Annotated in this window: 24 protein-coding genes; 13 read left to right on the plus strand and 11 right to left on the minus strand. The window is 65.9% G+C overall.

The genetic code is table 11. The features are described from left to right. Positions 1-110 precede the first annotated feature (110 nt). The 6 genes from ISP20_RS03230 to ISP20_RS03255 all read left to right on the plus strand — a co-directional run bounded on the left by ISP20_RS03230 (position 111) and on the right by ISP20_RS03255 (position 5235). Positions 111-746 carry a ubiquinone biosynthesis accessory factor UbiJ gene (locus tag ISP20_RS03230; protein WP_425490764.1) on the plus strand — a complete coding sequence of 212 codons (636 nt, stop codon included), beginning with the start codon at positions 111-113 and terminating at the stop codon, positions 744-746. 2 nt (positions 747-748) lie between these two features. Beyond that, entirely contained in the window at positions 749-2392 is a 1644-nt protein-coding gene (gene ubiB, locus ISP20_RS03235; RefSeq protein ID WP_204634920.1) for a ubiquinone biosynthesis regulatory protein kinase UbiB, read from the plus strand. Between the two features lie 183 nt (positions 2393-2575). Continuing rightward, entirely contained in the window at positions 2576-3277 is a 702-nt protein-coding gene (locus ISP20_RS03240) for a pseudouridine synthase (RefSeq protein ID WP_204634642.1), read from the plus strand. Between the two features lie 48 nt (positions 3278-3325). Further along, on the plus strand, positions 3326-3748 hold the full coding sequence (gene arfB, locus ISP20_RS03245; protein WP_204634643.1) for an alternative ribosome rescue aminoacyl-tRNA hydrolase ArfB: 423 nt from the start codon (positions 3326-3328) through the stop codon (positions 3746-3748). A gap of 8 nt (positions 3749-3756) precedes the next feature. After that, positions 3757-4338, plus strand: coding sequence for a 1-acyl-sn-glycerol-3-phosphate acyltransferase (locus ISP20_RS03250; RefSeq protein ID WP_239535288.1), 582 nt, complete (start codon positions 3757-3759; stop codon positions 4336-4338). 9 nt (positions 4339-4347) lie between these two features. Next, positions 4348-5235: a hypothetical protein gene (locus ISP20_RS03255; protein WP_204634645.1), complete on the plus strand. Its 888-nt coding sequence runs from the start codon at positions 4348-4350 to the stop codon at positions 5233-5235. 23 nt (positions 5236-5258) lie between these two features. Here ISP20_RS03255 and ISP20_RS03260 read toward each other — a convergent pair whose 3' ends face one another. Beyond that, the gene (locus tag ISP20_RS03260) at positions 5259-6248 is read right to left on the minus strand and encodes a LysR family transcriptional regulator (RefSeq protein ID WP_204634646.1); all 990 of its coding nucleotides are present in this window, start codon (positions 6246-6248) and stop codon (positions 5259-5261) included. A 175-nt stretch (positions 6249-6423) separates the two neighbouring features. On the opposite strand from ISP20_RS03260, the gene aceB reads away from it, so the two are divergent. Further along, complete coding sequence (gene aceB / locus ISP20_RS03265) at positions 6424-8022, plus strand: malate synthase A (RefSeq protein WP_204634647.1); 1599 nt, start codon at positions 6424-6426, stop codon at positions 8020-8022. A 128-nt stretch (positions 8023-8150) separates the two neighbouring features. Then, positions 8151-9455: an isocitrate lyase gene (gene aceA, locus ISP20_RS03270; protein WP_204634648.1), complete on the plus strand. Its 1305-nt coding sequence runs from the start codon at positions 8151-8153 to the stop codon at positions 9453-9455. Positions 9456-9566: 111 nt separating this feature from the next. Here the strand turns inward: aceA and ISP20_RS03275 are convergent, their stop codons facing one another. The 3 genes from ISP20_RS03275 to ISP20_RS03285 form a co-directional block, all read right to left on the minus strand. Further along, positions 9567-11357 (minus strand): cation:proton antiporter, encoded by a 1791-nt coding sequence (locus ISP20_RS03275; protein WP_204634649.1) that lies wholly within the window; start codon positions 11355-11357, stop codon positions 9567-9569. A gap of 278 nt (positions 11358-11635) precedes the next feature. Then, a complete protein-coding gene (locus ISP20_RS03280; RefSeq protein ID WP_204634650.1) occupies positions 11636-13135 on the minus strand; it encodes a YifB family Mg chelatase-like AAA ATPase in 1500 nt (499 codons plus the stop codon). Positions 13136-13299: 164 nt separating this feature from the next. Further along, positions 13300-13548, minus strand: a complete 249-nt coding sequence (locus ISP20_RS03285) for an accessory factor UbiK family protein (RefSeq protein WP_046971251.1) — start codon at positions 13546-13548, stop codon at positions 13300-13302. A 188-nt stretch (positions 13549-13736) separates the two neighbouring features. Between ISP20_RS03285 and glnK the strand changes: the two genes are divergently transcribed. Further along, positions 13737-14075 (plus strand): P-II family nitrogen regulator, encoded by a 339-nt coding sequence (glnK, locus tag ISP20_RS03290; protein ID WP_046971250.1) that lies wholly within the window; start codon positions 13737-13739, stop codon positions 14073-14075. 3 nt (positions 14076-14078) lie between these two features. Here the strand turns inward: glnK and ISP20_RS03295 are convergent, their stop codons facing one another. Then, positions 14079-14594, minus strand: coding sequence for a CcdC protein domain-containing protein (locus ISP20_RS03295; protein ID WP_204634651.1), 516 nt, complete (start codon positions 14592-14594; stop codon positions 14079-14081). Positions 14595-14707: 113 nt separating this feature from the next. Continuing rightward, a complete protein-coding gene (gene gpmA, locus ISP20_RS03300) occupies positions 14708-15451 on the minus strand; it encodes a 2,3-diphosphoglycerate-dependent phosphoglycerate mutase (RefSeq protein WP_204634652.1) in 744 nt (247 codons plus the stop codon). A 143-nt stretch (positions 15452-15594) separates the two neighbouring features. On the opposite strand from gpmA, the gene ISP20_RS03305 reads away from it, so the two are divergent. Further along, positions 15595-16254 (plus strand): DUF4097 family beta strand repeat-containing protein, encoded by a 660-nt coding sequence (locus ISP20_RS03305; protein ID WP_204634653.1) that lies wholly within the window; start codon positions 15595-15597, stop codon positions 16252-16254. 18 nt (positions 16255-16272) lie between these two features. Here the strand turns inward: ISP20_RS03305 and hemF are convergent, their stop codons facing one another. Both hemF and ISP20_RS03315 read right to left on the minus strand, forming a co-directional pair. Further along, complete coding sequence (gene hemF / locus ISP20_RS03310; protein WP_204634654.1) at positions 16273-17175, minus strand: oxygen-dependent coproporphyrinogen oxidase; 903 nt, start codon at positions 17173-17175, stop codon at positions 16273-16275. 78 nt (positions 17176-17253) lie between these two features. After that, a complete protein-coding gene (locus ISP20_RS03315; protein WP_338030958.1) occupies positions 17254-17964 on the minus strand; it encodes an ElyC/SanA/YdcF family protein in 711 nt (236 codons plus the stop codon). Positions 17965-18144: 180 nt separating this feature from the next. Between ISP20_RS03315 and ISP20_RS03320 the strand changes: the two genes are divergently transcribed. Genes ISP20_RS03320 through ISP20_RS03330 form a run of 3 tightly spaced genes read left to right on the plus strand, consistent with a single transcriptional unit; the run spans position 18145 to position 20893 of the window. Continuing rightward, positions 18145-19344: a beta-ketoacyl-[acyl-carrier-protein] synthase family protein gene (locus tag ISP20_RS03320; protein ID WP_204634656.1), complete on the plus strand. Its 1200-nt coding sequence runs from the start codon at positions 18145-18147 to the stop codon at positions 19342-19344. After that, positions 19341-20138 carry a beta-ketoacyl synthase chain length factor gene (locus ISP20_RS03325; protein ID WP_204634657.1) on the plus strand — a complete coding sequence of 266 codons (798 nt, stop codon included), beginning with the start codon at positions 19341-19343 and terminating at the stop codon, positions 20136-20138. Before ISP20_RS03320 ends, ISP20_RS03325 begins: the two co-directional genes overlap by 4 nt. Next, positions 20135-20893 carry a glycosyltransferase family 2 protein gene (locus tag ISP20_RS03330; RefSeq protein ID WP_204634658.1) on the plus strand — a complete coding sequence of 253 codons (759 nt, stop codon included), beginning with the start codon at positions 20135-20137 and terminating at the stop codon, positions 20891-20893. The genes ISP20_RS03325 and ISP20_RS03330 overlap by 4 nt, the downstream gene beginning before the upstream one ends. 13 nt (positions 20894-20906) lie before the next feature. Here ISP20_RS03330 and fabG read toward each other — a convergent pair whose 3' ends face one another. Genes fabG through ISP20_RS03345 form a run of 3 tightly spaced genes read right to left on the minus strand, consistent with a single transcriptional unit; the run spans position 20907 to position 24391 of the window. Beyond that, positions 20907-21644 carry a 3-oxoacyl-ACP reductase FabG gene (gene fabG, locus ISP20_RS03335; RefSeq protein ID WP_204634659.1) on the minus strand — a complete coding sequence of 246 codons (738 nt, stop codon included), beginning with the start codon at positions 21642-21644 and terminating at the stop codon, positions 20907-20909. A gap of 13 nt (positions 21645-21657) precedes the next feature. Further along, complete coding sequence (locus tag ISP20_RS03340; RefSeq protein ID WP_204634660.1) at positions 21658-22092, minus strand: hotdog family protein; 435 nt, start codon at positions 22090-22092, stop codon at positions 21658-21660. Continuing rightward, the gene (locus ISP20_RS03345; protein WP_204634661.1) at positions 22076-24391 is read right to left on the minus strand and encodes an MMPL family transporter; all 2316 of its coding nucleotides are present in this window, start codon (positions 24389-24391) and stop codon (positions 22076-22078) included. The genes ISP20_RS03340 and ISP20_RS03345 overlap by 17 nt, the downstream gene beginning before the upstream one ends. Position 24392 lies beyond the last annotated feature (1 nt).

Consider the following 24392-nt stretch of genomic DNA (forward strand, 5'->3'; position numbering starts at 1 on the left):
AGGGCCGGGGTGAGGGGCGGGTGCTCGCGCGAACGCTGCAAATGAAGCAGCTCAACATCAGCCCCACGACCCGACCCGCTACAATCGACGACATGACTGCCCCATCCCTCATGTCCCTGCTGCCCCGCCCGATGCGCACCCTCGCTGGCCGCGCCTTGGAAACCGCGCTCAATCACACGCTGTCGCTCGACCCTGAAACGGCCGCGCGCCTATCCGCGCTCGACGGCCGCAGCGTGCAGCTGCATTTGCGCGGTCCGGAGATTGCCCTGTCGGTGACGGTGGAAGGCGAACGACTGAAAGTCGGTCCGGCGCAGGACGACAACCACCTGCGCGTCGCCGCCACCCCGGGCAGCCTGCTCGCCATGCTGGTGAAGCGCGACGACGAAGGGGTGGCACCGGGCAAGGTGGAGATTGCCGGCGACGCGGATCTCGCCCGCCGCCTGGAGAAACTCGCCAGCAAGTTCGCGCCCGATTTCGAAGAGGCGTTCGCCCGCACGTTCGGCGACGTGCTCGGCGTGCCGCTCGCCAAGGCCGTGCGCAACGGGCTCGCGCATGCCAAGGAAACCGCCAGCCATCTCACCACCGATACGGCCGACTGGTTGCGCGACGAAGCCCGCGTCGCAGCGGCGCCCGGCGAAGTGGAAGGTTTTCTCGATGGCGTCGACGATCTGCGCGAACGCAGCGAACGCCTCGAAGCGCGACTCGCGCGCCTGGAGCAACGCCTGAAGAAGGGACCTGCCGCGTGACGATGCCCCTGAAGGTGGTACCGCGCGTGATGCGCGTCGCTTCGGTGCTGCTCGCCTACCGCCTCGACGAACTGGTCGATGCGGCGCATCTGTTTCGCCCGCTCAAGCTGATCCGTCCGTTCGTGGCGCGCCCACGTACCGACGTCACGCATCTCTCGCGCGGCGCACGCTTGCGCCTCGCGCTGACCGAACTGGGTCCGATCTTCGTCAAGGCCGGCCAGGTGCTGTCCACCCGCCGCGACCTGGTGCCGGCGGATATCGCCGACGAACTGGCGCAGCTGCAGGACCAGGTGCCGCCGTTCCCGGGCAGCGAAGCGCGCGCGATCATCGAGCAGGAACTGAAGGCGCCGATTACCGCGCTCTACACCAGCTTCGACGAAACGCCTTTGGCCTCCGCATCCATCGCACAGGTCCACGCGGCCACCTTGCAGGACGGCAGCGCCGTGGTGGTGAAGGTGCTGCGCCCGGGCATCGACCAGCAGATCGAACGCGACATCAAGCTGCTGCGCTCACTCGGTGAATTGGCGCAACGCTGGCACCCCAATGCCGACAAGATCCGTCCACTCGACGTGGTCGCCGAAGTCGAGAAGATGCTGGAGAACGAGCTGGACCTGCAGCGCGAAGGCGCCAGTGCCAGCCTGCTCCGCCGCAACTTCGAGAGCGGCCAGGATCTCTACGTACCGGCGGTGTTCTGGGATTTCACCAGCGCGCGCGTGCTGACGCTGGAGCGTGTCTACGGGGTGAGCTGCGACGACATCGCCACCATCGACGCCGCCGGCATCGACCGCAAGGCACTCGCCGTGAAAGGCGTGCGGCTGTTCTACGAGCAGGTGTTCCGCGACAACTTCTTCCACGCCGATGCGCATCCGGGCAACATCTGGGTCGACACCTCGCGCGTCAACGATGCGCGTTTCATCGCGCTCGATTTCGGCATCATGGGGTCGTTGCCGGAGCAGGACCAGTACTGGCTGGCGCAGAACTTCATCGCGCTGTTCGAGCGCGACTACGCGCGCATCGCGCAGCTGCACGTGGATGCCGGCTGGATGCCGTCCACCGTGCGCATCGACGAACTCACCGCCGCCGTGCGCACGGTGTGCGAGCCCTACTTCACCCGTCCGCTATCGCAGATCTCGCTGGCCGAACTGGTGGTGAAGCTGTTCCAGACCGCCCGCCGCTACGAACTTACGCTGCAGCCGCAGCTGATCCTGCTGCAGAAGACCCTGCTCAATATCGAAGGCGTCGGCCGCATGCTCGATCCGGAGATCGACATCTGGGCGGTGGCGCATCCGGTGCTCAAGCGCATCCTGCGTGAGCGCTACAGCCCGCGCCGGACCTTGCGGGAAGTGCGCAAGCGCCTGCCCGAATGGTTCCACGCCGCTCCGCAGTTCCCCGAACTGGTCCGCGATGCCTTGCGGCAGGTGGCCAAGGGCGAGCGGCACACGCTAAGCGATCCGGCGGAGCTCTCGCAGCAGCGCGACGAGGCGCAGCGCACGCGGCGGGCTTTGTCGTTCGGACTGTTGGGTTCGAGCTTGTTGGTGGGCAGCGCTGTACTTTGGACGCAGGCGAGCGAGCACAGCCTATGGCAGGCTCCCGTCGCTGCCGTGATCGGTTTGCTCGCCTTTGTGGCAGGCTGGCCTAAGCGCTAATTCCCCCTCACCGTCATTCCGGCGCAGGCCGGAATCCAGTGGCCGCAGTTCGCGGTTGTCGCTTCGGTCTCGACCGGTAGGCGTGATCGCGAGAACCTAAAGTGATCGCCACTGGATTCCGGCCTGCGCCGGAATGACGTCTTTGATGAAAGGCACGGGAATCTCGTGCTGCCTGGATCGTTCATGCTCGACATCCTCTACCAAGACGACGCCCTCATCGCGGTGAACAAGCCTGCCGGCCTCGCCGTGCATCGCTCCAAGATGGTCGGCAACGCCGAGGAGTTCCTGATCGACCTGCTGCGCGAACAGGTGGGCGGTATCACCTATCTCGCCCATCGACTCGACCGCGCCACCAGCGGCGTGCTGCTGGTCGCCCGATCTTCGGAAATCGCCGCTGCGCTCGGCGAGCAGTTCATGGGGCGCGACGTGCACAAGCAGTACCTGGCCGTGGTGCGCGGCTGGCCGGAGCCGGAAGAAGCGTTGATCGACTATGCCCTGCCCGGCTCCCGCGACAATGGGCCGCGGCGCGAGGCCCGCACCGGCTACCGGCGCCTGGCCACGGTGGAAGTGCCGATCGAACTGGGGCGCTATCCCCAGCAGCGGTACGCCATGGTGCTGGCCGAGCCGCAGACGGGGCGGTTCAGACAAATCCGCAAGCACATGGCGCACATCCACCATCCGATCATCGGCGATTGCCAGCACGGCCGCAGCGATCACAACCGCCTCTACAAGCAATATTTCCGCTGCCACCGCATGCTGCTGCATGCCTGGCGCCTGAGTTTCGCGCACCCGCTCAGCGGCGAGCCGATGCGCCTGGAAGCGCCGCTGGACGCCGCTTACCAGGGCCTGCTCGAGCGCTTTGGCTGGGACCTGCCCGCGTTGTGACGCACCGCGTCGTGGCGGTATGTCACGCAGGCCCGCTAAACTTTGCGCATGCTCACGATCAGCCGTTCCATCGTCCTGCCCGAGACCGAGTTGACTGAGCGTTTCCTCCGCGCAGACGGTCCCGGCGGCCAGCACGTCAATCGCACCGAAAGCGCCGTCGAACTGCGCTTCGACGTGGCGCACTCACCCTCGCTGCCCGAACCGCTGCGCGCGCGCCTGCTGGCCCGCCGCGATCGCCGCCTCACCGATGAGGGCGTGCTGGTGATCCAGGCGCGGCGTTTCCGCGATCAGGGCCGCAACCGCGAGGACGCCCGCGACCGCCTGGTGGAGATCATCCGCGCGGCGCTCGTGGTGCCCAAGGCACGCATCGCCACCAAACCCACCCGCGGCTCCAAGGAGCGCCGGCTCGCCGGCAAGCAGCAGCGCGGCCAGATCAAGCAAACACGGTCGCGTGACTGGAGTCGTGAATGAGCACCCCGATGCTCCCCCCTGCCCCGCCCGAAGCTCCCAAACTCAATAGCAGGTTCTGGCCATGGCTGGCGCGCTGCCTGCTGCGCCTGTCCGGCTGGAAGCTGCTCGGCGAGCTGCCGAACGAGCCCAAGCTGATCATCATCGGCGCGCCGCATTCCTCGTATTGGGATGGCTACTACGGCCTGCTGATGAAGATCGGCCTGGGCGTGGACATCAACATCATGATCAAGCGCGAAGTGCTGGACGGCCCACTGGGCATCATCCTGCGCCCGATCGGCATGATCGCGATCAACCGCAGCGCCGCGCTCAACGTGGTGGGCCAAATGGTGCAGCGTTTCCAGGAAAAGGAACGCATGTGGCTGGGCATCACGCCCGAAGGCACGCGCAAAAAGGTCAAGCAGTGGAAGTCGGGCTTCCTGCGCATCGCCCACGACGCCAACGTGCCGATCCAGACGCTGTTTCTCGATTACCCGAGCAAGACTTTCAGGTTCGGCCCGGTGGTGCGCGCCACGGATGATCCGGACGCGGACATGGCGAAGATCCGTGCGCTGTTTACGCCGTATCGGGGCAAGCATCGCAATACTGAGTGAGGAATTTTCATGGCCTGGATGCCACGCCTTTTTAGCGTACTCTTCCTTGTTCCTAGCGTTCTCCTCGCTACGGACATTAGCGATATCACAAACAGCCCCCAGGCCCCGACAGCCGCCCCTTTTACTGCGCTCGCCCGGATCGTTGTCGACGAGGAAGCAAAGTCTTGGACATCCGATGTCCAGATCGATAGCTATGTTTACGTACTCGTCCGCTTAGTCGGAGGCGAGCACGACTGGACTGTCAAAGATCCCCTATGGAGCGAGGTGACCGCTCGAGTACGGACAGACGTGGTTCAGCACCTCGATCAATTTCTTCGGGATCGCCGAGAAGCAGCGATTGACGGCTACGCGCGCAGCTATCAGTTGGGACTTAGCCCCGGGCAGTCAAAGGATATCGCCAGGCTTTATCTGTCTGAGCACGGCCAGAAGTATCTCGCCTTTTCCGCGGATGTTTTCAATCTTTATCTCGACGTTATGACCAGGGCCCGAAATGAAGGTGATCACGGCCCTTTGCGCGAGGCCATGGCCAACGCCTTAAGGCAGCCCTTATCTACGGACCAACGTTTTCTTTTGGCCGCTGGGACACGTTATCTCGTATCAGGAGGGGGCGGCATTCGAACGTCTCCCATGGGGCTCACGAAGCAGCGTATGGCCATAGCAATGGTGGCAGGTGCAGCTCCAGCCGAATGGAATGCGCTCTTTTCCCGGTATGCATCTGATATGGCCGGCATAGTCGAGGTGGCTAACGATCCTCTCACCATTATGGAAATGGAGCGCTCGCAAAGCTACGGTCAGGACGAAAGCAAGATAGCACACTTCCGCTCGGCCATGGCGTCGTGGAAAGCGTTCTATTGGGAGGCGCGGGCAAAGCAGCTTCAATCGGCCGCCACCCCCTAGAATTCGGATAGCACGTTGTTCCCTTAACGCTCCGAGTGCCCCGACTCATCGTAATCGCGATGGGTCAGCAAGCCCGGCTTCACCAGATCGATGAACGCCCTCGCCTCCGCGCTGAGGAACTTGCCCTTGCGCATCACCACGCCGTAGCTGCGCTGCGGGAAATACTGCTTCATGTTTCGGACGGCCAAACGCGTGCGGTCCGCTTCGGTGATGCAGATGCCGGTGACGATGGAGATGCCCAGTCCCATCGCGACGTATTCCTTGATCACGTCCCAACCGCCCACTTCGATCGCGACCCGGAAAGGCACCTGCCGTTGCTGGAACACCAGGTCGACCAGGCGGTAGGTCGATAGTCGTTGCGGCGGCAGGATCAGGCCGTAGGGCGACAAGTCCTGCAACGTCACCGCGGTCTTGGCGGCCAGCGGGTGATCGGGCGGCATGATCAGCATCGGGTCGTAGTGATGCACGGGCGCCCAGGCGATGTCGTTGGGCACGTCGAGCATCGAGCCCACGGCGAAATCCGCCTCATCGGCGCGCAACAGCGCCAGGCCGTCCTTGCCGGTGACATTGGCCAGCTGCAGTTGCACCTCGGGAAAGTGCTCGCGGTAGCGACGCACCAGATCGGGCAGCAGGTATTGGATGGTCGAACTGCCCGCCGCGATGGTCAGGCGGCCGCCCTGCAGGCCTTTTACCTTGGTCTGGAAGTCGCGGTCCAGATTCTCCCAGCCTTCCACCAGCGGACGCGCCAATTCGTACAGCGCCTCTCCCGCGTCGGTGAGGTTGATGCGGCGTCGCCTGCGTTCCAGCAGCCGCACGCCAAGCTCCCGCTCCAGCGCCTGAAGTTGGAGGCTCACTGTGGGTTGAGACAGAAACAGCGCCTCGGCCGCGCGGGTCAGCGTGCCCAGCTTCACCGTGTAGACGAAGGCCCGCATCTGCTTCTGGCGGTTCCCCTTGTAGTAGAAACGCCCCTCTTCGCTGCCACTTCCATACGTATCCGTACGTCGCCGGGACATGCCGGAATGCGTTTTTCTAGGCCCGACCGGGGGCTTCTTGGCCATATTTGCCTCTTACAACTCAGTGAGTTGCATTGATCATTAAGAATGACAATAGCAAAAATTGAAACATTTGCTTTGTCAAACCTAATTTCCGTGACCTAGTGTCATCCCATCGTCATCACGGAGATTCGCCATGGCCGTCCCCAAGGAACGCCTCACCCTTTCCCCGGCCCAGGTCTCTGGCGGAGTCCGCCCGGAACACGCCGCGATCCTCACACCGGAGGCGCTGGCCTTCCTGGCCGAGCTGCACCGCCAGTTCGACGGACGCCGCCTGGAACTGCTGGCGGCCCGTGAAGCCCGCCAGGCCCGCTACGACGCGGGCGAACTGCCGGACTTCCGTACCGATACCGCCGCCATCCGCGAGGGCAACTGGACGGTTGCGCCGATTCCGCTCGCGCTGCGCGACCGCCGGGTGGAGATCACCGGGCCGGTCGAGCGGAAGATGATCATCAACGCGCTCAATTCCGGCGCAAAGGTGTTCATGGCCGACTTCGAGGACTCCTCGGCGCCGACCCTGGCCAACCAGATCGACGGCCAGATCAACCTGCGCGATGCGGTGAACGGCGCGATCGAATACACCTCGCCCGAGGGCAAGCATTACCGCGTCAACGGCAATCCCGCCGTGCTGGTGGTGCGTCCGCGCGGCTGGCACCTGCCGGAGCGCCATATCACCGTCGATGGCGAACCGATGTCCGGCGCCCTGGTGGACTTCGGCCTGTTCGCCTTCCACAACGCACGCACGCTGCAGGCACGCGACCGCGGCCCCTACTTCTACCTGCCCAAGCTGCAGGCGATGGAAGAGGCGGCGTTGTGGGACGAGGTGATGGCCACCGCCGAAGCGGCGCTCGACCTGCCGCCCGATTGCATGAAAGCCACGGTATTGATCGAAACGCTGCCCGCCGTGTTCCAGATGCACGAGATCCTGCACGCCTTGCGCGGGCGTGCAGTCGGCCTCAATTGCGGCCGCTGGGATTACATCTTTTCCTACCTCAAGACGTTCCGGGCGCATCGTGATCGCCTGCTGCCCGATCGCAGTCAGGTGCTGATGACGGTGCCGTTCCTGAAGTCGTATTCGGAACTGCTGATCCAGACCTGCCATCGCCGTGGCGCGTTCGCCATGGGCGGCATGGCCGCGCAGATTCCGATCAAGGGCGACGATGTTGCGAACGACGCCGCGCTCGCCAAGGTGCGCGCGGACAAGCTGCGCGAAGTGCAGGCCGGTCACGACGGCACCTGGGTGGCGCATCCCGCACTGGTGCCGGTGGCGCAGGAAGTGTTCGACAAGTACATGCCCTCGCCCAACCAGCTCAACGTCATGCGCAGCGACGTCAACGTGTGCCGCAACCAGCTGATCGCGCCGTGCAGCGGCACCATCACGCGCGCCGGCTTCGACAACAACGTGGAAGTGGCGCTGCGCTACACCGCCTCGTGGCTGGACGGCCAGGGCTGCGTGCCCATCCATCACCTGATGGAAGATGCGGCCACCGCGGAAATCGCGCGCTCGCAGATCTGGCAATGGCTGCATCGAGGGCCGCTTGAATTCACCGATCACGCGCCGATCGATTTTGCGCTGTTCGACCATGCACTGGCGAAGCACACGCATCGCTTGATCGAGAGCAAGAGTCCCGTCGCACACCGTGCGGAACAAGCGGCGGCGTTGCTCAAGCAACTCACGCACGGCGAAGAACTCGGCGATTTCCTGACGCTGGCTGCTTACGCGCGTCTCGACTGACCGGTAACCCTCGCTGTGGGAGCGCACCCTGTGCGCGACAAACCAACGGAGCGCCATGCCGAAAGGCCGCTGTCGCGCACAGGGTGCGCTCCCACAGTCGAAGACATCCAACGCAACGGAGTCACCTCATGAAAAACACATTGCCCACCGCCGATCAGATCGCCCTCGAATGGAAGAACAACGCTCGCTGGAACGGCATCCAGCGCAACTACGGCGCGGAAGACGTGGCGCGCCTGCGGGGCACCGTGAATGTGGAACACTCGCTCGCCCGTCGCGGCGCCGAGCGCTTGTGGAAGTCGTTGCACAAGGAAGATTTCGTCAACGCGCTCGGCGCGCTCACCGGCAACCAGGCCATGCAACAGGTGAAGGCTGGGCTGCAGGCAATCTATCTGAGCGGCTGGCAGGTGGCCGCGGATGCGAATCTCGCCGGCGAAATGTATCCCGACCAGTCGCTGTATCCCGCCAATTCGGTGCCGTCGGTGGTCAAGCGCATCAACAACACGCTGCTGCGCGCCGATCAGCTGCATCATGCGGAAGGCCAGAACGATATCGACTGGATGGTGCCCATCGTGGCCGACGCGGAAGCGGGCTTCGGCGGCGTGCTCAATGCGTTCGAACTGATGAAGGCAATGATCGAAGCAGGCGCCGCGGGTGTGCATTTCGAGGACCAGCTCGCGTCGGTGAAGAAGTGCGGTCACATGGGCGGCAAGGTACTGGTGCCCACGCGCGAGGCCGTCGACAAACTCAACGCGGCACGTCTCGCCGCCGACGTGCTCGGCGTGCCCACCCTGATCGTGGCACGCACCGATGCCGATGCCGCCGACTTGCTTACCTCCGACATCGACGACAACGACAAGCCGTTCATCACCGGCGAGCGCACCGTGGAGGGTTTCTTCCGCGTGCGTCCCGGCCTGGACCAGGCGATCAGCCGCGGTCTTGCGTATGCGCCGTACGCCGATCTCGTGTGGTGCGAAACGAGCAAGCCGAATCTGGACGAAGCGCGCAAGTTCGCCGAGGCGATCCATGCGAAATACCCGGGCAAGCTGCTGGCCTACAACTGCTCGCCCAGCTTCAATTGGAGGAAGAACCTCGACGACGCCACCATCGCCACCTTCCAGAAGGAACTGGGCGCGATGGGTTACAAGTTCCAGTTCATCACGCTGGCCGGTTTCCACAGCCTTAACTACGGCATGTTCGATCTGGCCTATGGTTATGCCCGTCGCCAGATGAGCGCATTCGTGGAATTGCAGGAAAGGGAATTCGCCGCCGCCGACCGGGGCTTCACCGCCGTGAAGCATCAGCGTGAAGTCGGCACGGGTTACTTCGATGCCGTAACCCAGGCGATCCAGCAAGGACAGTCGTCCACCACCGCGCTCAAGGGTTCTACCGAAGAGGCGCAGTTCCAAGCCTCGCGTCAGGCCAGCGCCGCCTGACCTTGCCTGCCTCGCGTAGGCCGACAAGGACGTCGGCGCGTGCGTGGGGAGCGCGGCCCTGTCCAGCGCCCCCACGCATGCACGCAAGGAGTGCGCTGCGTATCGCCTTCGTCACGATGCGCTCTGCGGCGGCACCAGGGCGATCACCGTCCAGCCCGGACGCGGTTCGAGTTCGCGCTTCGCCGAAGATACGCGCAACGCGCCTTTCTCTTCGACGCCGAATAGCAGCACCGTGGGCGAACCATATTGCTCGATGAAGTTGGGCCAATCGAAGGTGCTGGTGAGACGCGTCGATTTGATCCGCCATCCCTCGGCGAGGCGCTCCAGAAAGCGCTCATGCGTCATGCCGTCGCCAAACAAGGCGGGCGCGGACAAATCGCCGCCCATTTGCAGGCGGCTGCCGGTGGCGTCGCCGTTGTCGTTGCTCAACCGATAGACCTTGCCGCGCCCGAATTCCTGCCGGTAGTACACGCAGGCCAGCGCGTTGCGTTCGCGGTTGGTCGACATGGCCAGCAAGCGGCCGATGCCCGTGAGATCGAGATGGCGTTCCGCGTACGCCGACGCGGGATAGCCGAAGAACGTCGGCAGGCCTTCCATGCGCGCGTGCTTGATGCCGTCCCAATGTTCATCGGCCACGATCACCTGGAAACCCGCATCGGCCAGGGCGCGTGCGACCACGCGCGCGGCCTGATCGGCGCCATAGATCAGCACGCCCGTGGGATCGGGCTCGGCCACCTTCAGCCAGCGCGCGAGCGGACGAGCCGTCGCGCTCTGCAACACTACGGTGCCGATGATCAGGATGAAGACCAGCGGCACCAACGCTTTTGCGCCTTCCATGCCCAGCGCATCGAGCTTCAGCGCAAACAGCGCCGATACCGCCGCCGCCACGATGCCGCGTGGCGCGACCCACGCGATCAGCGCGCGCTCGCGCCAGTTCAGCGTGCTGCCGATGCTGGCGATCGTTGCGGTGACGGGTCGCACGATCAGCTGGGCCACGATGAAGATGGCGATACCCGCCCACAACATGCCGTCCGGCAACGGCCAGCTCAGTCGTGCCGCCAGCAGGATGAACAGGCTCGAGACCAGCAAGGTGGTGAGGTTTTCCTTGAAATCGAGGATGTCGTCGATGTGCACGCCGCGCATGTTGCCCAGCGCGATGCCCATCACCGTGACGGTCAACAGGCCCGACTCGTGCGTGATGGCATTGGACAGCGAGAACGCCAGCAACACGGTGACCAGCGCGCCATAGTTCTGCAGATATTCCGGAATCAATTGCCGGCGCAGCAGGAACGCCAGCGTCCACGCCGCCAACAGGCCGATCACCACGCCGCTGGCGATCACCGCGAGGAAGATGCCCAGCGTGTGGCCCTGCTGGCGCGACACGATGGCCTCGTACACCAGCACGGCGAACAGTGCGCCGAGCGGATCGATCACGATGCCTTCCCAGCGCAAGGTGTTGGCGATGCGCGCATTCGGACGCACCGTGCGCAGCATCGGCGCGATCACCGTCGGCCCGGTCACGCAGGTCAGCGCGCCAAACAACAACGCCACCTCCCAGCTCAGTCCGGCGAAGTAGTGCGCGGCGACGGCAAGCATCAACACCGCGATCACCGCACCATAGGTCACCAGTCCCCGCACCGCGCGACCGATATCCGGCAACTCGCTGAAACGCAGCGTGAGGCTGCCTTCGAAAAGAATCACCGACACGGCCAGCGAGACGATGGGAAACAGCAGCGGGCCGAGCAGTTTGTCGGGCGCCAGCACACCGATCACCGGACCCATCAGGATGCCGGCCAGCAGCAGGAACAGGATCGCTGGCAGCTTCACTCGCCACGCCAGCCATTGAGCGAGAAATCCGACGCCCAGGATGCACACCAGCAGGAGTCCAAGGTCGAGCGTCATGCGCGGTCCTTCGTGCGGTAGCCGTGGAGCTATCGGAGCACGCAAGCGACGCCAGCGTCCATCGTGCGATGACGCATTTCTATCGGAATCGGCGGGGAACTTGGGAGGGAGGGCCAAGCCCCGGTATCGGACGGGGGAGGGGGAGGGAGTACCGATACCGGGGTGGCAGGCATAGTTCAATGCAGAACCAGCGAGTACAGATAATACGCCGACGGCGATCCAAGTCAATACCCGTCAGTTCAAATATTACGGGAGCTGCTAAGGGATGAGCCGGCGTCTCAGAAGCGCCGATACATCAAGGCTTCGGCAAGGTGGGTACGGTCCAGCAAGGCCGCGCCGCCGTCCAGATCGGCAATCGTACGGGCCACCCGCAGCGTGCGGTGGTAGGCGCGCGCCGACAGTCCCAGCCGCTCCAGCGCGCCGTCGAACCAGCGACGCTCTGTGGGGCCGAGCGCACAGTCACGTTCCAGCTCGCGCGTGCTGATCTCGGCATTCGCCCGTCCCGCGCGCATCAGGCCGTGGTGGCGCGCCTTGATCACGCGCGCCCGCACGGTGGAGGAGTCCTCGTCGTTTGGCCCGCGCAACGCACCCAGCTCGTTGAGCGGAACGCGCGGCACCTCGATCCCCAGGTCGATGCGGTCCATCAGCGGACCGGAAATACGACTGCGATAGCGCTGGATCTGGTCAGGCGTGCACTGGCAGCGCTGGCGTGGATCGCCGGCATAGCCACAGGGACAGGGGTTCATCGCCGCCACCAGCTGGAACTGGGCGGGAAAGGTCGACTGGCGTGCCGCCCGTGAGATCACGATGTGGCCCGACTCCATCGGCTCGCGCAGCACGTCCAGCACGTGGCGGCCGAACTCCGGCAGTTCATCCAGGAACAACACGCCGTTATGGGCCAGCGAGATCTCGCCCGGCCGCGGCAACGCGCCACCGCCGACCAGCGCGACGGCCGAACTCGTATGGTGCGGAGCCCGAAAAGGGCGTCGGCGCCAGAACTTCGGATCGACCTCCTGCCCGGCCACGGACAGCACCGCGCAGGTTTCCAGCGCTTCCGATTCGCTCAGCGGGGGCAGGATGCCCGGCAGGCGCTCGGCCAGCATGGTCTTGCCGGTACCCGGCGGTCCCAGCAACAACAGGTGATGGCCGCCGGCTGCCGCGATTTCCAGCGCGCGCCGCGCCTGCAGCTGGCCACGCACGTCGGAAAGATCGGGACCGGTCACTTCGTCGAAGATGCCGGCGGCTTCGCCGGGCGGCGCCAGCTCCTGCGCGCCGCGCAGCCAGCCGCAGACATCGGCCAACGTATCGGCGACCAGCACCTCGGCGTCCGATACCAGCGCCGCCTCGGCCGCGTTCGCCCGCGGCACCACCACACGCCGGCCGCGCGCGCGCGCGCGCAGCAGGGCGGGCAGGACGCCGGACACGCCGCGCAGCGCGCCCGACAGCGCCAGCTCGCCGAGGAATTCGCAATCGTCCAGCTTCTCGCGCGGGACCTGACCGCCAGCGGCCAGGATGCCCAGGGCAATGGCCAGGTCGAAACGGCCGCCATCCTTGGGCAGCTCGGCCGGCGCGAGGTTCACGGTGACCTTGCGGTTGGGATACTCGAACGCCGTGTTCTGGATGGCCACGCGAACCCGGTCACGGGCCTCGCGTACGGCCGCCTCGGGCAGACCCACGATATTGGTGCCCGGCAGGCCTCCGGAGAGGTGGACTTCCACCATGACCTGGGGCGCCGCCACGCCTTCCTGGGCTCGGCTGAGGGTGACGGCAAGACTCATGGCGCTCGCACGATCCGTACGGCGCGGGAGTGGCTGCCAGGTTGAAACACGGAGCAACTCCCTCAAGCGGCCTGCAGAGAAAATAGCCGCCCCCGATCGTTCTCGGGGTGAGGGTGACGGATCGGGGACGGCTCCCGGGACATGGGCCCGTGCCGCACCTTCAGTCAGGTGCCCGCACCAGCCTCGAGATCTGCGATTCGCTTCTCCAGGGCCTCGACCTTGGCGCGGGTGCGCGCCAACAGCTGGCTCTGGACTTCAAACTCCTCGCGCGTGACTAGATCAAGGCGGCGCAATCCCTGCGCCAGAACATCGCCGAAGTTGGTGCGCAAATCCTGTTGCGCCTGAGCCAGTCCAGATGGAACCAACGAAACAAGACGCTGGGCAAGTTGATCGATATCCTGCCTATCCATCATGGATAGCACCTCGAGCTCGTCAGGGTGGAGTTTAGGTTCATGTCTTTAAATGCCACTATCGGCATGCTCCACTTGTGTGTGTAGGGATTTTCCTACAGAGAGCTCCGAGACGACAGCGGCACGCCACTCCAGGCAAAATGCCGCTCCCTGGCCCGCGACGGGCATTCGGTCGATCAAGAGGAAAACCCATGAAGCTGGTGGTTGCGGTCATCAAGCCGTTCAAGCTGGACGATGTGCGCGAAGCCCTGGCGGAAGTGGGCGTGCAGGGCATCACGGTCACCGAGGTGAAGGGCTTTGGCCGCCAGAAGGGCCACACCGAACTCTATCGCGGCGCCGAGTACGTGGTCGACTTCCTGCCCAAGATCAAGCTGGAAGTGGCCGTCAGCGACGAACAGGTGGACCGCGTGGTGGAGGCCATCCAGGCCTCGGCCAAGACCGGCAAGATCGGCGACGGCAAGATTTTCGTCAGCTCGCTCGAGCAGGTCATCCGCATCCGCACCGGCGAGATGGACGGCGACGCACTCTGAGCGTCAGGCCAGCTGCGCCCGCTCGAAGCGGCGATGGTGCACCAGCAGGCCGGCGAAGTAGCTGATGTAGTAACCGAACGTCAGGCCGAGGATGGCCAGGGTCAGCGGGCTGTTGCCCATGGCAGGGCCACTGTGTGCCACGGCCGTCTCCTGCAGCGGCGACAGCACCATGAAGCGCCAGGCCAGGCGGCCGAGCAGCAGCGCGGTGAGCAGCCCGCCGATCCAGGGGTTGGGAATATAGAGATCGTTGCCGGCGGCATCGCGCTCGAAGCGGGTCAGCTTGATCCCCACCGCGCCCAGCGCCGCACCGGCCAGCGCACCGCCCAGCAGCCCTTCCAGCAAGCGCGGGTTGTGCAGGCCGCCCAGGCCGAACAAGCCCATGATCACGGCCAGGAAGACGATGCGCCCGATCATCCGCTTGCGGCGGATCGGTTGCCGCCCGAAGCTGCCGCGCACGCGGCGCCATACGCTGAACGCGATCAGCGGGATCATCAGCGCATAGATCATGTTCTGGGACATCGCAGGCACCTGTGGATGGGATGCGACGCAGCTTATCGGCCCGCGGCCGCCCGCACGACTGACGAGACGCAGTCATCGCGGATGACGCCTGTCACCCGCGATGGCGCCAGGATCTACTTCGCCTTGCCCTGATTGGCCACGGCCGCCATCTTCGCAGCGATGGCGTCGGCATCGCCCAGGTAGTAGTGGCGTATCGGCTTGAGGTCCTGGTCGAACTCGTACACCAGCGGCACGCCGTTGGGGATGTTGAGTTCGACGATCTCCTCTTCGGAGATGTTGTCCAGGTACTTCACCAGCGCGCGCAGCGAATTGCCGTGCGCGGCCACCACCACGTTCTGGCCGGAGGCGATCGCCGGTGCCAGCACGTCGTGCCAGTACGGCACCACGCGGTCGACGGTGTCCTTGAGGCACTCGGTGTCGGGAATCATCGAGGGATCGAGGTTGGCGTAGCGCGGATCGTTCACCGACTCGTTATTTGCGCGGTCCAGCGGCGGCGGCGGAATGTCGTAGCTGCGACGCCACACCTTCACCTGGTCCTCGCCGTACTTGGCCGCGGTTTCGGCTTTGTTGAGGCCGGTGAGACCGCCATAGTGACGCTCGTTGAGACGCCAGTCGGTGACCACCGGCAGGTACATCTGCTCCATCGCATCCAGCACGCCCCACAGCGTCCGCACGGCGCGCTTGAGCACGGAGGTGTGCGCGACATCGAAACGGAATCCGCCGGCCTTCAGCAGGCGACCGGCCTCGGCGGCCTCGGCCATGCCTTGTTCGGTGAGGTCCACATCGGCCCAGCCGCTGAAGCGGTTGTCCAGGTTCCACTGGGATTGGCCGTGACGAATGAGTACGAGCTTGTACATGGCGGGAATTCGTGGCGGGAAACGCACGATGGTGAGGCCCCGCCCCGGTCTCGTCAAATCACGGCGCCCCTGTCGAAGGTCATGCTAAACCCTGGGTCCAGGCGGTGCATCCTAGGGTGGTCATCACATTTACGGAGTTCATCATGCGTCGTCATCTGCTAGCACTCGCCCTGGCCCTGGCCCTGCCCGTCGTGGCCCAGGCCAGCGACAACGATATCGACAAGGTCAACGGCACCGCCCAGGTGGAAGCAGGCCAGCACGCCGGCAACATCAGCACGGTCAACGGCGCGGTGCGCGTGGGCGACAACGCGGTGGTGCAGAAGGCCAGTACGGTCAACGGTTCGGTCGATCTCGGCGATCGTGCGCAGGCCACCACGGTCGATACCGTGAACGGCGGCGTCAACCTCGGCTCGGGCTCGCGCGTGACCGGCACGGTGAGCACCACCAACGGCGGCATCCATCTGGAGAAGGGCGCCGACGTCGCCGGCAAGGTGGGCAACGTCAACGGCAGCATCAAGCTCGACGCCGCGCACGTGGGCGGCGGCCTGCAGACCACCAACGGCGATGTCACCGTGGGCGCCAATTCGCGCATCGAAGGCGGCATCCTGGTCGAGAAGCCGGGCGGCTGGAGCTGGAGCAGCAGCAACCGTCTGCCGCACGTGGTGATCGGTCCGCATGCGGTGGTGCAGGGCACGCTGGAATTTCGCCGCGACGTGGTGCTTCAGGTGAGCGACAGCGCGCAGATCGGCCCGGTGAAGGGCGCCACGCCGGTGAAGTTCAGCGGCGAGATGCCGACGGAATAAACCGGCAATCGGCGCGCGTTACACCCAGTCGCGCGGCTTGAGGTAATCCGCAAGCCGCGCTTCCGGCGACTCCGCCTCGGGCTGGAAGTTGTATTCGAAACGCACGCGCGGCGGCAGGCTCATCAGGATCGATTCGGTGCGTCCGCCCGATTGCAGGCCGAACAGCGTGCCGCGGTCGTAGACGAGGTTGAACTCCACGTAGCGGCCGCGCCGATACAGCTGGAATTCGCGCTCGCGCTCGCCGTAGGCATCGTTCTTGCGGCGCTCGACGATGGGCAGGTAGGCGTCGAGGAAACCCTGGCCCACGTCACGGGTGAAGGCGAAACAGCGCTCGAAGCCGCCTTCGTTGAGATCGTCGTAGAACAGCCCGCCGACGCCGCGCGTTTCGCCGCGGTGCTTGAGATAGAAATATTCGTCGCACCATTGCTTGTAGCGCGCATACACGTCGTCGCCATACGGCGCGCACAGATCGCGCGCCACCGTATGCCAATGGCGCACGTCTTCATCGCGCGGATAGAACGGCGTGAGATCGAAGCCGCCGCCGAACCACCAGACCGGATCCACGCCCTCTTTGCTCGCTTCGAAATAGCGCACATTGGCGTGCGTGGTCGGCACGTGCGGATTGCGCGGATGCAGTACCAGCGACACGCCCGTGGCCACGAAACCGCCGCCCGCCAGATCCGGACGATGCGCCGTGGCGCTGGGCGGCAGCTGGTTGCCGTACACGCGGGAGAAATTCACGCCGGCCTGCTCGAACAGGGCGCCATCGCGCAGCACGCGCGTGCGGCCACCGCCGCCGGCAGGGCGCGTCCATGCGTCTTCTTCGAAACGCGCCTTGCCATCGAGCTGTTCGATCGCCGCGCAAATGCGATCCTGCAGCTCGCGCAGGAACAATTCGGCTTGGTCGGCTTGCTGGCTCATCGGGCGGTCCGTCGTCGTTCGAAGATCCCAAGCTTAGCAAGCGCTGCGCATGCGCCGCTGCGGCGGCGCACCGGGTCTTCAGCTAAGGCGTGCACTGATGCGCTGGTGCCCGATCAGGCGCGCCCAGCGCACGCCGATATCGATCCACATCAGATAACCCGACTCGGCCAGCAATCGCACCACATAGCGGCGGCTGAGCACGAGCCTGGCTTCGGCCGCGACCGGCACGCTGGGAAAACCCAGCCGCCGTGCCAGCAATTGGCAGCGCGCCAGGTGATAACGGCTGGTCACCAGCGCCACCGGCGGCAGCACGCGCATCACCGGCCCGTCTTCCTGCAGCAGGCTGCGGGCATGGCGCAGGTTCTCCAGCGAGTCGACCGAGGCCTGTTCCAGCTGCATCACCACGCCCGGCGGCAGCTCGTGCTGTTCCAGCCAGCGGCGGCCGGCCGCCGCCTCGCTGATGGCGCCTCCGCTGCGACCGCCCAGCAGCAGGACATGCTCGGTGTCGTGCGAGCGCATCAGCGCCAGCGCGCGCAGCAGGCGTGCCTGGTAGTCCTTCTCGGGGGCGTCCTGTACCAGTCGGCGACCGAATACCAGCACGGTCATGGGCCGGGCCGGCACCACCGGACTGCGTGCCGCCACCCGCCATACATGAACGAGATAGCCCACCCACACCAGGCCCAGGCTCAAGCTGACCGCGGCCACCATCACCGCGGCGGCGTGCAATACATCCCGGTCGCTCAGATAGCGCCAGGGGCCACGCTTGAGGGGGGCGGTGATAGGCGGCACGGCGGGTCGGGGCAGGGTGGAAGCGAAGGCGCAGTTTCCCACGGGGCCCGCTTCGCGTCGCGCGCAGCCGTCACGCCAGGCGCAAGCGGGAGTCAAAGCGTTGCTGACAAACATGAACGCCGTAAAGCGTACGGCCTGTCCAGACTAGGAAATGTTTCAGTCGCTCGTTAGGCTCGCGCGATGTCAGGACCGATCCAACCCCTTGCCGTCAGCGCCTATACGGTTACTTCAGCGCTGGGCCAAGGTCTCGAAAGCCATCTCGCCGCCTTGTCTTCCAGCCACGGCGGCCTACGTGAAAATGACTTCAGCAGCGCACCGTTGGCGTGCTGGATCGGCCGTGTCGAAGGCGTCGAAGATGCCGCGCTGCCCGCCGCCCATGCAGCCTGGGAAAGCCGCAACAACCGCCTTGCCTGGCTGGGACTGCAGCAGGACGGTTTCCTCGAGCGCGCACTGGATGCACGCCAGCGCTACGGCGCGGCGCGTGTGGCGCTGGTGTTGGGCACGTCCACCGCGAGCATTGGCGCGACCGAGGAAGGCTACCGCCACCTCGACAGCGACGGCCGCATGCCGGCCGAGCTGCGTCGCCCGCCGATCCACGCGCCGCACTCGCTGGCCGGTTTCGTGGCCGAGGCGCTGGGGCTGGAAGGCCCTTGCCTGACCGTTTCCACCGCCTGCTCCTCCAGCGCCAAGGTGTTTGCCAGCGCCGAGCGTCTGATTCGCCTCGGCCTGGCGGATGCGGCCGTGGTCGGTGGCGTGGACACGCTGTGCGACAGCGTGCTGTTCGGCTTCAACGCGCTGGAGCTGGTATCGCCCCAACCATGCCGGCCGTTCGACCAGGCCCGTTGCGGCATTTCCATCGGCGAAGCGGCGGGTTTTGCCTTGCTCGAGCGCGTGGATAGCGCGCCGGGCGCGCCCCGCCTGCTCGGCTATGGCGAATCCAGCGATGCCCACCATATGTCCACGCCCCATCCCGAAGGGCTCGGCGCCGAGCTGGCGCTGCGCGACGCGCTGGCACGGGCCGGACTGCACGCCGAACAGGTGGACTACATCAACCTGCACGGCACCGCGAGCCAGAAGAACGATGAAGTGGAGGCCGCCTTGATCGCCCGCGCCTTCCCTGTCACCACGCGGGCCAGTTCCACCAAGGGTTTCACCGGCCACACCCTGGGTGCCGCCGGCATCCTCGAAGCGGCGATTGCCTTGCTGGCGATTCGCCACAACCTCGTTCCCGGCAACCTGGGCTGCACCCATCCCGATGAAGCCTGCGGCCCGCAACTGGCGCTGCAGAGCGAGCAGCGCGTGGTCAACGTGGCCTTGAGCAATTCGTTCGGCTTCGGTGGCAACAACGCCTGTCTTGCCTTCGGGAGGGCACCGGCATGAGCAGGTTGCAGATCCACGTCGAAGGCATCGGCCTGTGGTCGCCCGCACTGGCCGATTTCGGCGCGCTGCAGGCGCAACTCGATGGCGCGCCTCCGGCCGCTGCGACCGCGCGTCCGCCGGCCGCCAGCCTGCCGGCGAACGAACGGCGCCGCGCGCCGGAAAGCGTGCTGCTGGCGGTGGAGATCGCGGGCCAGGCGGTGGCCATGAGCGGCCACGCGGCGAGCGACTTGCCCTGCGTGTTCGGCTCCTCCTTTGGCGATCAGCTGATTTCCGACTACATGTGCGCCACGCTGGCGAGCGCACCCGCCGAACTCTCGCCCACGCGCTTCCACAATTCCGTGCACAACGCGCCCGCCGGCTACTGGACCATCGCCATCGGCTGCCATGCGACCTCGAGCGCCATCTCGGCCGGTGCCGCCACGGTGGGCGCCGGCCTGCTGGAAGCGGCCACGCTGAGCATGACCGAGCAGCGGCCGGTGCTGCTGGTGTGCAGCGATATCGCGGGCACCGGCCCGGTCGGGGAAATGAGCGGCACGCGCAGCTCGTTCGGCTTTGCGCTGGTGCTTTCGCCAATGCGGACGCCGCGAACGCTGGTCAGCCTCGGCATCGAACTGACGCCGCACGCCCGCCATGATCTACGTCCGGCGCCTGCGGTCGGCGCATGGTACGAAAGCAATCCGATCGCCGCATCGGCATGGCCGCTGATGCAGAATCTCGCTAAGGGCGAAGGGGCCTGCACCCTTGCCGCTGCCGAAACCCTGGCCTTGAGGGTTGCGTTGGAGACCGCTGTTTGAATACGTCCGATGTCCGCTGGTGCGTGCTGATTCCCTGCCTCAATGAAGAGGCGGCGATCGGCGAAGTGGTGCAGTCCGTCCTGTCGCTGGGCGTGCCGGTCATCGTGGTCGACGACGGTTCGGACGACCGCACGCCCGAGATCGTGGCCCAGATGCCGGTGACGCTGCTGCGCCACCCGCAACGCATGGGCAAGGGCGAAGGCTTGCGCACGGGGTTTCGCGAGGCATTGCGCCAGGGCTTCGATGCCGTGCTCACCATGGATGGCGACGGCCAGCATCTGGCCAGCGACATTCCGCGCATCGCCGCAGCGGCGCAGCGCTATCCCAAGCACATCGTGATCGGCGCGCGCCTGCTCGAACGCGAACAGCAACCCAAGGGACGCCGCCGTGCCAACGCGGTGGCCGACTGGGGCATCTCGTGGGCTTGCGCGCAGCCGGTGGCCGACACGCAGAGCGGGCAGCGCTGGTATCCGCGCGCCGCGCTCGACCTGGTCGACCTGCCGGCGGAGAACTTCGTGTTCGAGGCGGCCATCCTGATTGCGGCGTCACGCGAGAAGGGCCTGGGCGTGGTATCGGTGCCGATCGCCTCGCGTTACCAGGGCGAATTCCGCATCAGCCATTTCAGCCCGGTGCGCGACGTGACACGCATCACCGTGTACACCATCGGACAGGTGGTTCGCCACGGCGACGTGCTGGCAAGTTACCGCCGCTCGCGTGCTTCGCGTCCGATCGTGTTCGACGCTGCAGTGACCTGAGCGTCATCCGGCATCAAACCATGCCGCCGTTGACGCCGATCACCTGGCCGTTGATGTAGCCCGCCGCGTCGGAACAAAGAAACGCCACCAGCGCCGCCACTTCTTCGGGTTTGCCTGCGCGTTGCGCGGGCACGATCTCGCGGATGCGTTCGGGCGGGAATTCCTCGCCGATCATGCGCCCTTCGATCACGCCGGGCGCCACCACGTTCGCGGTAATGCCACGCGAGGCCATCTCGCGCGCCAGCGAGCGCGTGGCGCCATGCAGCGCGGATTTGGCCGCCGCGTAGTTCGCCTGGCCGCGATTGCCCAGCTGCGCCGCCACCGAACTGACCGACACGATGCGCCCGAAGCGCGCGCGCGCCATCGGCAACAGCAAGGGCTGCGTGACGTGGAAGAAGCCGTGCAGCGACACGTCGATCACACGCCGCCACGCTTCCTCGGACATGCCTGCCATCGGGCTGTCCTCGTGCACGCCGGCGTTGTTGATCACGGCGTGGATCGGGCCGTCGGCCAGCAGGGACTCCAGTGCATGTCGTGTCGCGGCTGCATCGGTCACGTCGAACGTCACCGACTGCGCCGTACCGCCGGCATCGCGAATGCCTGCGGCAACATCGTCGGCACGCGCCAGGCCGGCGTTCGCATGCACGATCACGTGATAGCCGCCCAGGGCCAGTGCCTGTGCGATGGCGCCGCCGAGATCACCGCTGCCGCCGGTCACCAGCGCGCGGCGAGGAGTGTGGGCCTGTGACATGGCAACCTCGGTGTCAGGAAAGGGGATGGATCACGGCAGCACGGCCGCTTGCCAGCACGCGGCCGCCCTGTTCGACACGAAACGCATACTGCGCGCCGGCATCATCGGCGTAAAGGCTTTCCGCATGGACGTCCAAACGTCCTTGCGATGGGTCCACATATTCGACGGCCAGCGCGATGTCGCGCAGGCTCACCAGGCGGCCGGGGCGCGCGTGTTCGACGCCACGCGACCGCGCCAGCAAGGCGCCGTGCACTGCCATGGCCTGCGCACCGTATTCGGCAAGATGGACCGCATGCAATCCCGATGCGCCGCGCAGGGGATGCTCAGCCAGGGTGTGGCTTTCGCTGATGGCGTGAATGCGCGTGTCGTCCCACGACAGCACCGCATCCAGCAGCGACATCGCATCCTGGTGAGGAATCAGATGAGCCCAGTCAGTCTTGGCGAGCATGCGGTGCCATCAGGATCGAAAGACAGAAATGGAACGCCACGCCAAGGCCGACCGTGAGGCCGATCGCGCGCAAGACCGGAATGGTGCTCCAGGCCAGCATGCCGAACACCAGCAGGGCGGACAGCACACACACCAGCGTAGCGTGCAGCGTGCGCCGTTGTTCGGCCGCATCGCCCGTATCGCGCTCGAAGAACAGCGCGTAATGCAGGCCCAGGCCCGCGGCCAGGATCAGCGCGACCAGATGAAAGAGCGATATTTCCACGCCCGATACACGCTCGACGGCGAGCACCAGGAACGTGGCCAGGGTCATCGGCGCCAGCACGTGCCATGCGCGCCGCACGCTGCGCAGCGCCACCACGATGGCGATGACCAGCAGCGCGGTGGCGCCGAGCAAGGCATGGAGAATGCGCGCCCGGTAGTCCACCACCAGCGATTCGGCGGCGCCCTTGAGGTCCAACAGGCGCACATCGCCACCGCTGTCGCGGGCCAGTGCCTGCAGCGCGTCCACATCGTGCACGCCGCTGAGTGTGCCAAGGCCAAGCCAATGGCCGTCTCGCTGCATCAGCATCGCCGAGACCCGCTGTCCCAGCGGTGACGACCCGAATTGCTGTGGCGTCAGCAACGGCAGGCTGCGCGCCTTCTCCACGTCGTCGAGGAAAGGCGAGAACAGGCCGGACTGAAATGGCATGCCCTGCTCCGCTTCGGCCAATGCGCGGGTCAGCGCAGCGCGGTCGGGCAAGGCCTGCTGCCGCGCACGCTGCACGGCTTCACTGGGCAGATAGCGCGACGGCAGCTCCACCGCATCGACGGCGTGGCGCGCGACCAATGCATCGACGGCGGGCTCCAGTTTCTCCGACAGGGCCAGCACGCCTTGCTCGTCCGGCGCCTGCAGCACCAGCAGGTAACGCACGTCGGGAGCGCCCAGCGCTTCGCGCAGTCGCGCATCGCGCAGCAACAGATCGCGCGGCAGTGGCGTCAACGCCGACAGGTCGTTCTGCCAGAACGGGCCTTGCGCGAACACCAGCATGAGCACCGTCGCCACGGCGACCAGCAGGGGAATCCAGCGTGGTCGCGGCAGACGGTCGACGAATCGGCGGGCACGGATCAGCCAGCCCATGTTGGCGACGTCGCGCACACGATCCGGCAACAAGTACGGCAGCAGATAGCGTGTGCTGAAGCCCGCCACCAGCAAGCCCGTCACGGTGAACACCGCCAGTTGCTGCAGGCCGCTCACGCCGGAAGCGAAGAACGCCGCATAGGCAATGCAAGCCGAGGCAATCGCGGTGAGCAGCAGCGGCCACAGGTCGCGCACGCTCTGCACGGCACTTTCGCCCGCGCGACGATGGCTCAGCACGCGGATCGGATACTCCTGCGCCACGCCGAGCAAGGTGAAGCCGAACGCGAGCGTGATCCCATGCACCTGCGGAAACAGCAGCACCAGCGCGCCGATGCCGGCCAGCGCCGCGCTGGCGATGGGCAGGGCGGAGAACAGCAGCGAGCCGATGCTTCGGTACGCCAGCAGCAACAACACGATGAAACCCACGGTCGAGATGCGGCCGATCCATTCCGCCTGCCCGCGCGTCTGCGTGTTTGCCACCACGCTGAAATAGCCTGGACCGCTGACCACCACCGACGCGCCTGCATGCGCCGGCAACGCGTCGAAGTCGCGCTGAATGCCGTCGATGGCCTGCGCCTGGGCGTCCGGATCGAAACCCGCCGCGTGCGTCAGCACCAGCAACAAGGCTTCGTGCTGCGGCGAAAACCACACGCCCTGCACGATCTCCGGCGACTTGGGCGGCGACCAGCGCTCCGCCAGCTTGAGCACTTCCAGGGTCGGATCGCGGGGCAGCAAGCCCTTCAGCATGCTCGCCGCAGGCGACGACAGATCGTCCAGCCGTTGCTCCAGTTCGTCGCGCAGATACGCGGCGTCCAGCGCTTGATGATCCAGCGTGGGCGAGAGCAGATAGCGATAGGGCAACAGGGCATCGTCGAGCGCGCCGATGTCGAAGCTGCCATTGAGCACCTGCGCGTAGCGCTCGTCCTTGCGCAGGGCGGCAGCGAGCTGTTGGCTCAAGGCGGCGGCTTGTTCGTCGGACTTGCCGCTGATCGCCAGCAACAGCAGGCGCGAGCCCGGTCCCTCGCCCACCTGCTCCATCAGCAGACGCTGGTCGGGCGTGGTGGGCGCCGGCATGAAGCTGCGCAGGTCGGTGCTGACGGTGAGGTGCCGCGTCACGAACAGGCCGAGCACGGCCAGCGTCGCCAGCCACAACACCAGCAGCGTCAGGCGGCCACGACGCACC

Source organism: Dyella kyungheensis (assembly GCF_016905005.1).
Lineage (GTDB): Bacteria > Pseudomonadota > Gammaproteobacteria > Xanthomonadales > Rhodanobacteraceae > Dyella > Dyella kyungheensis.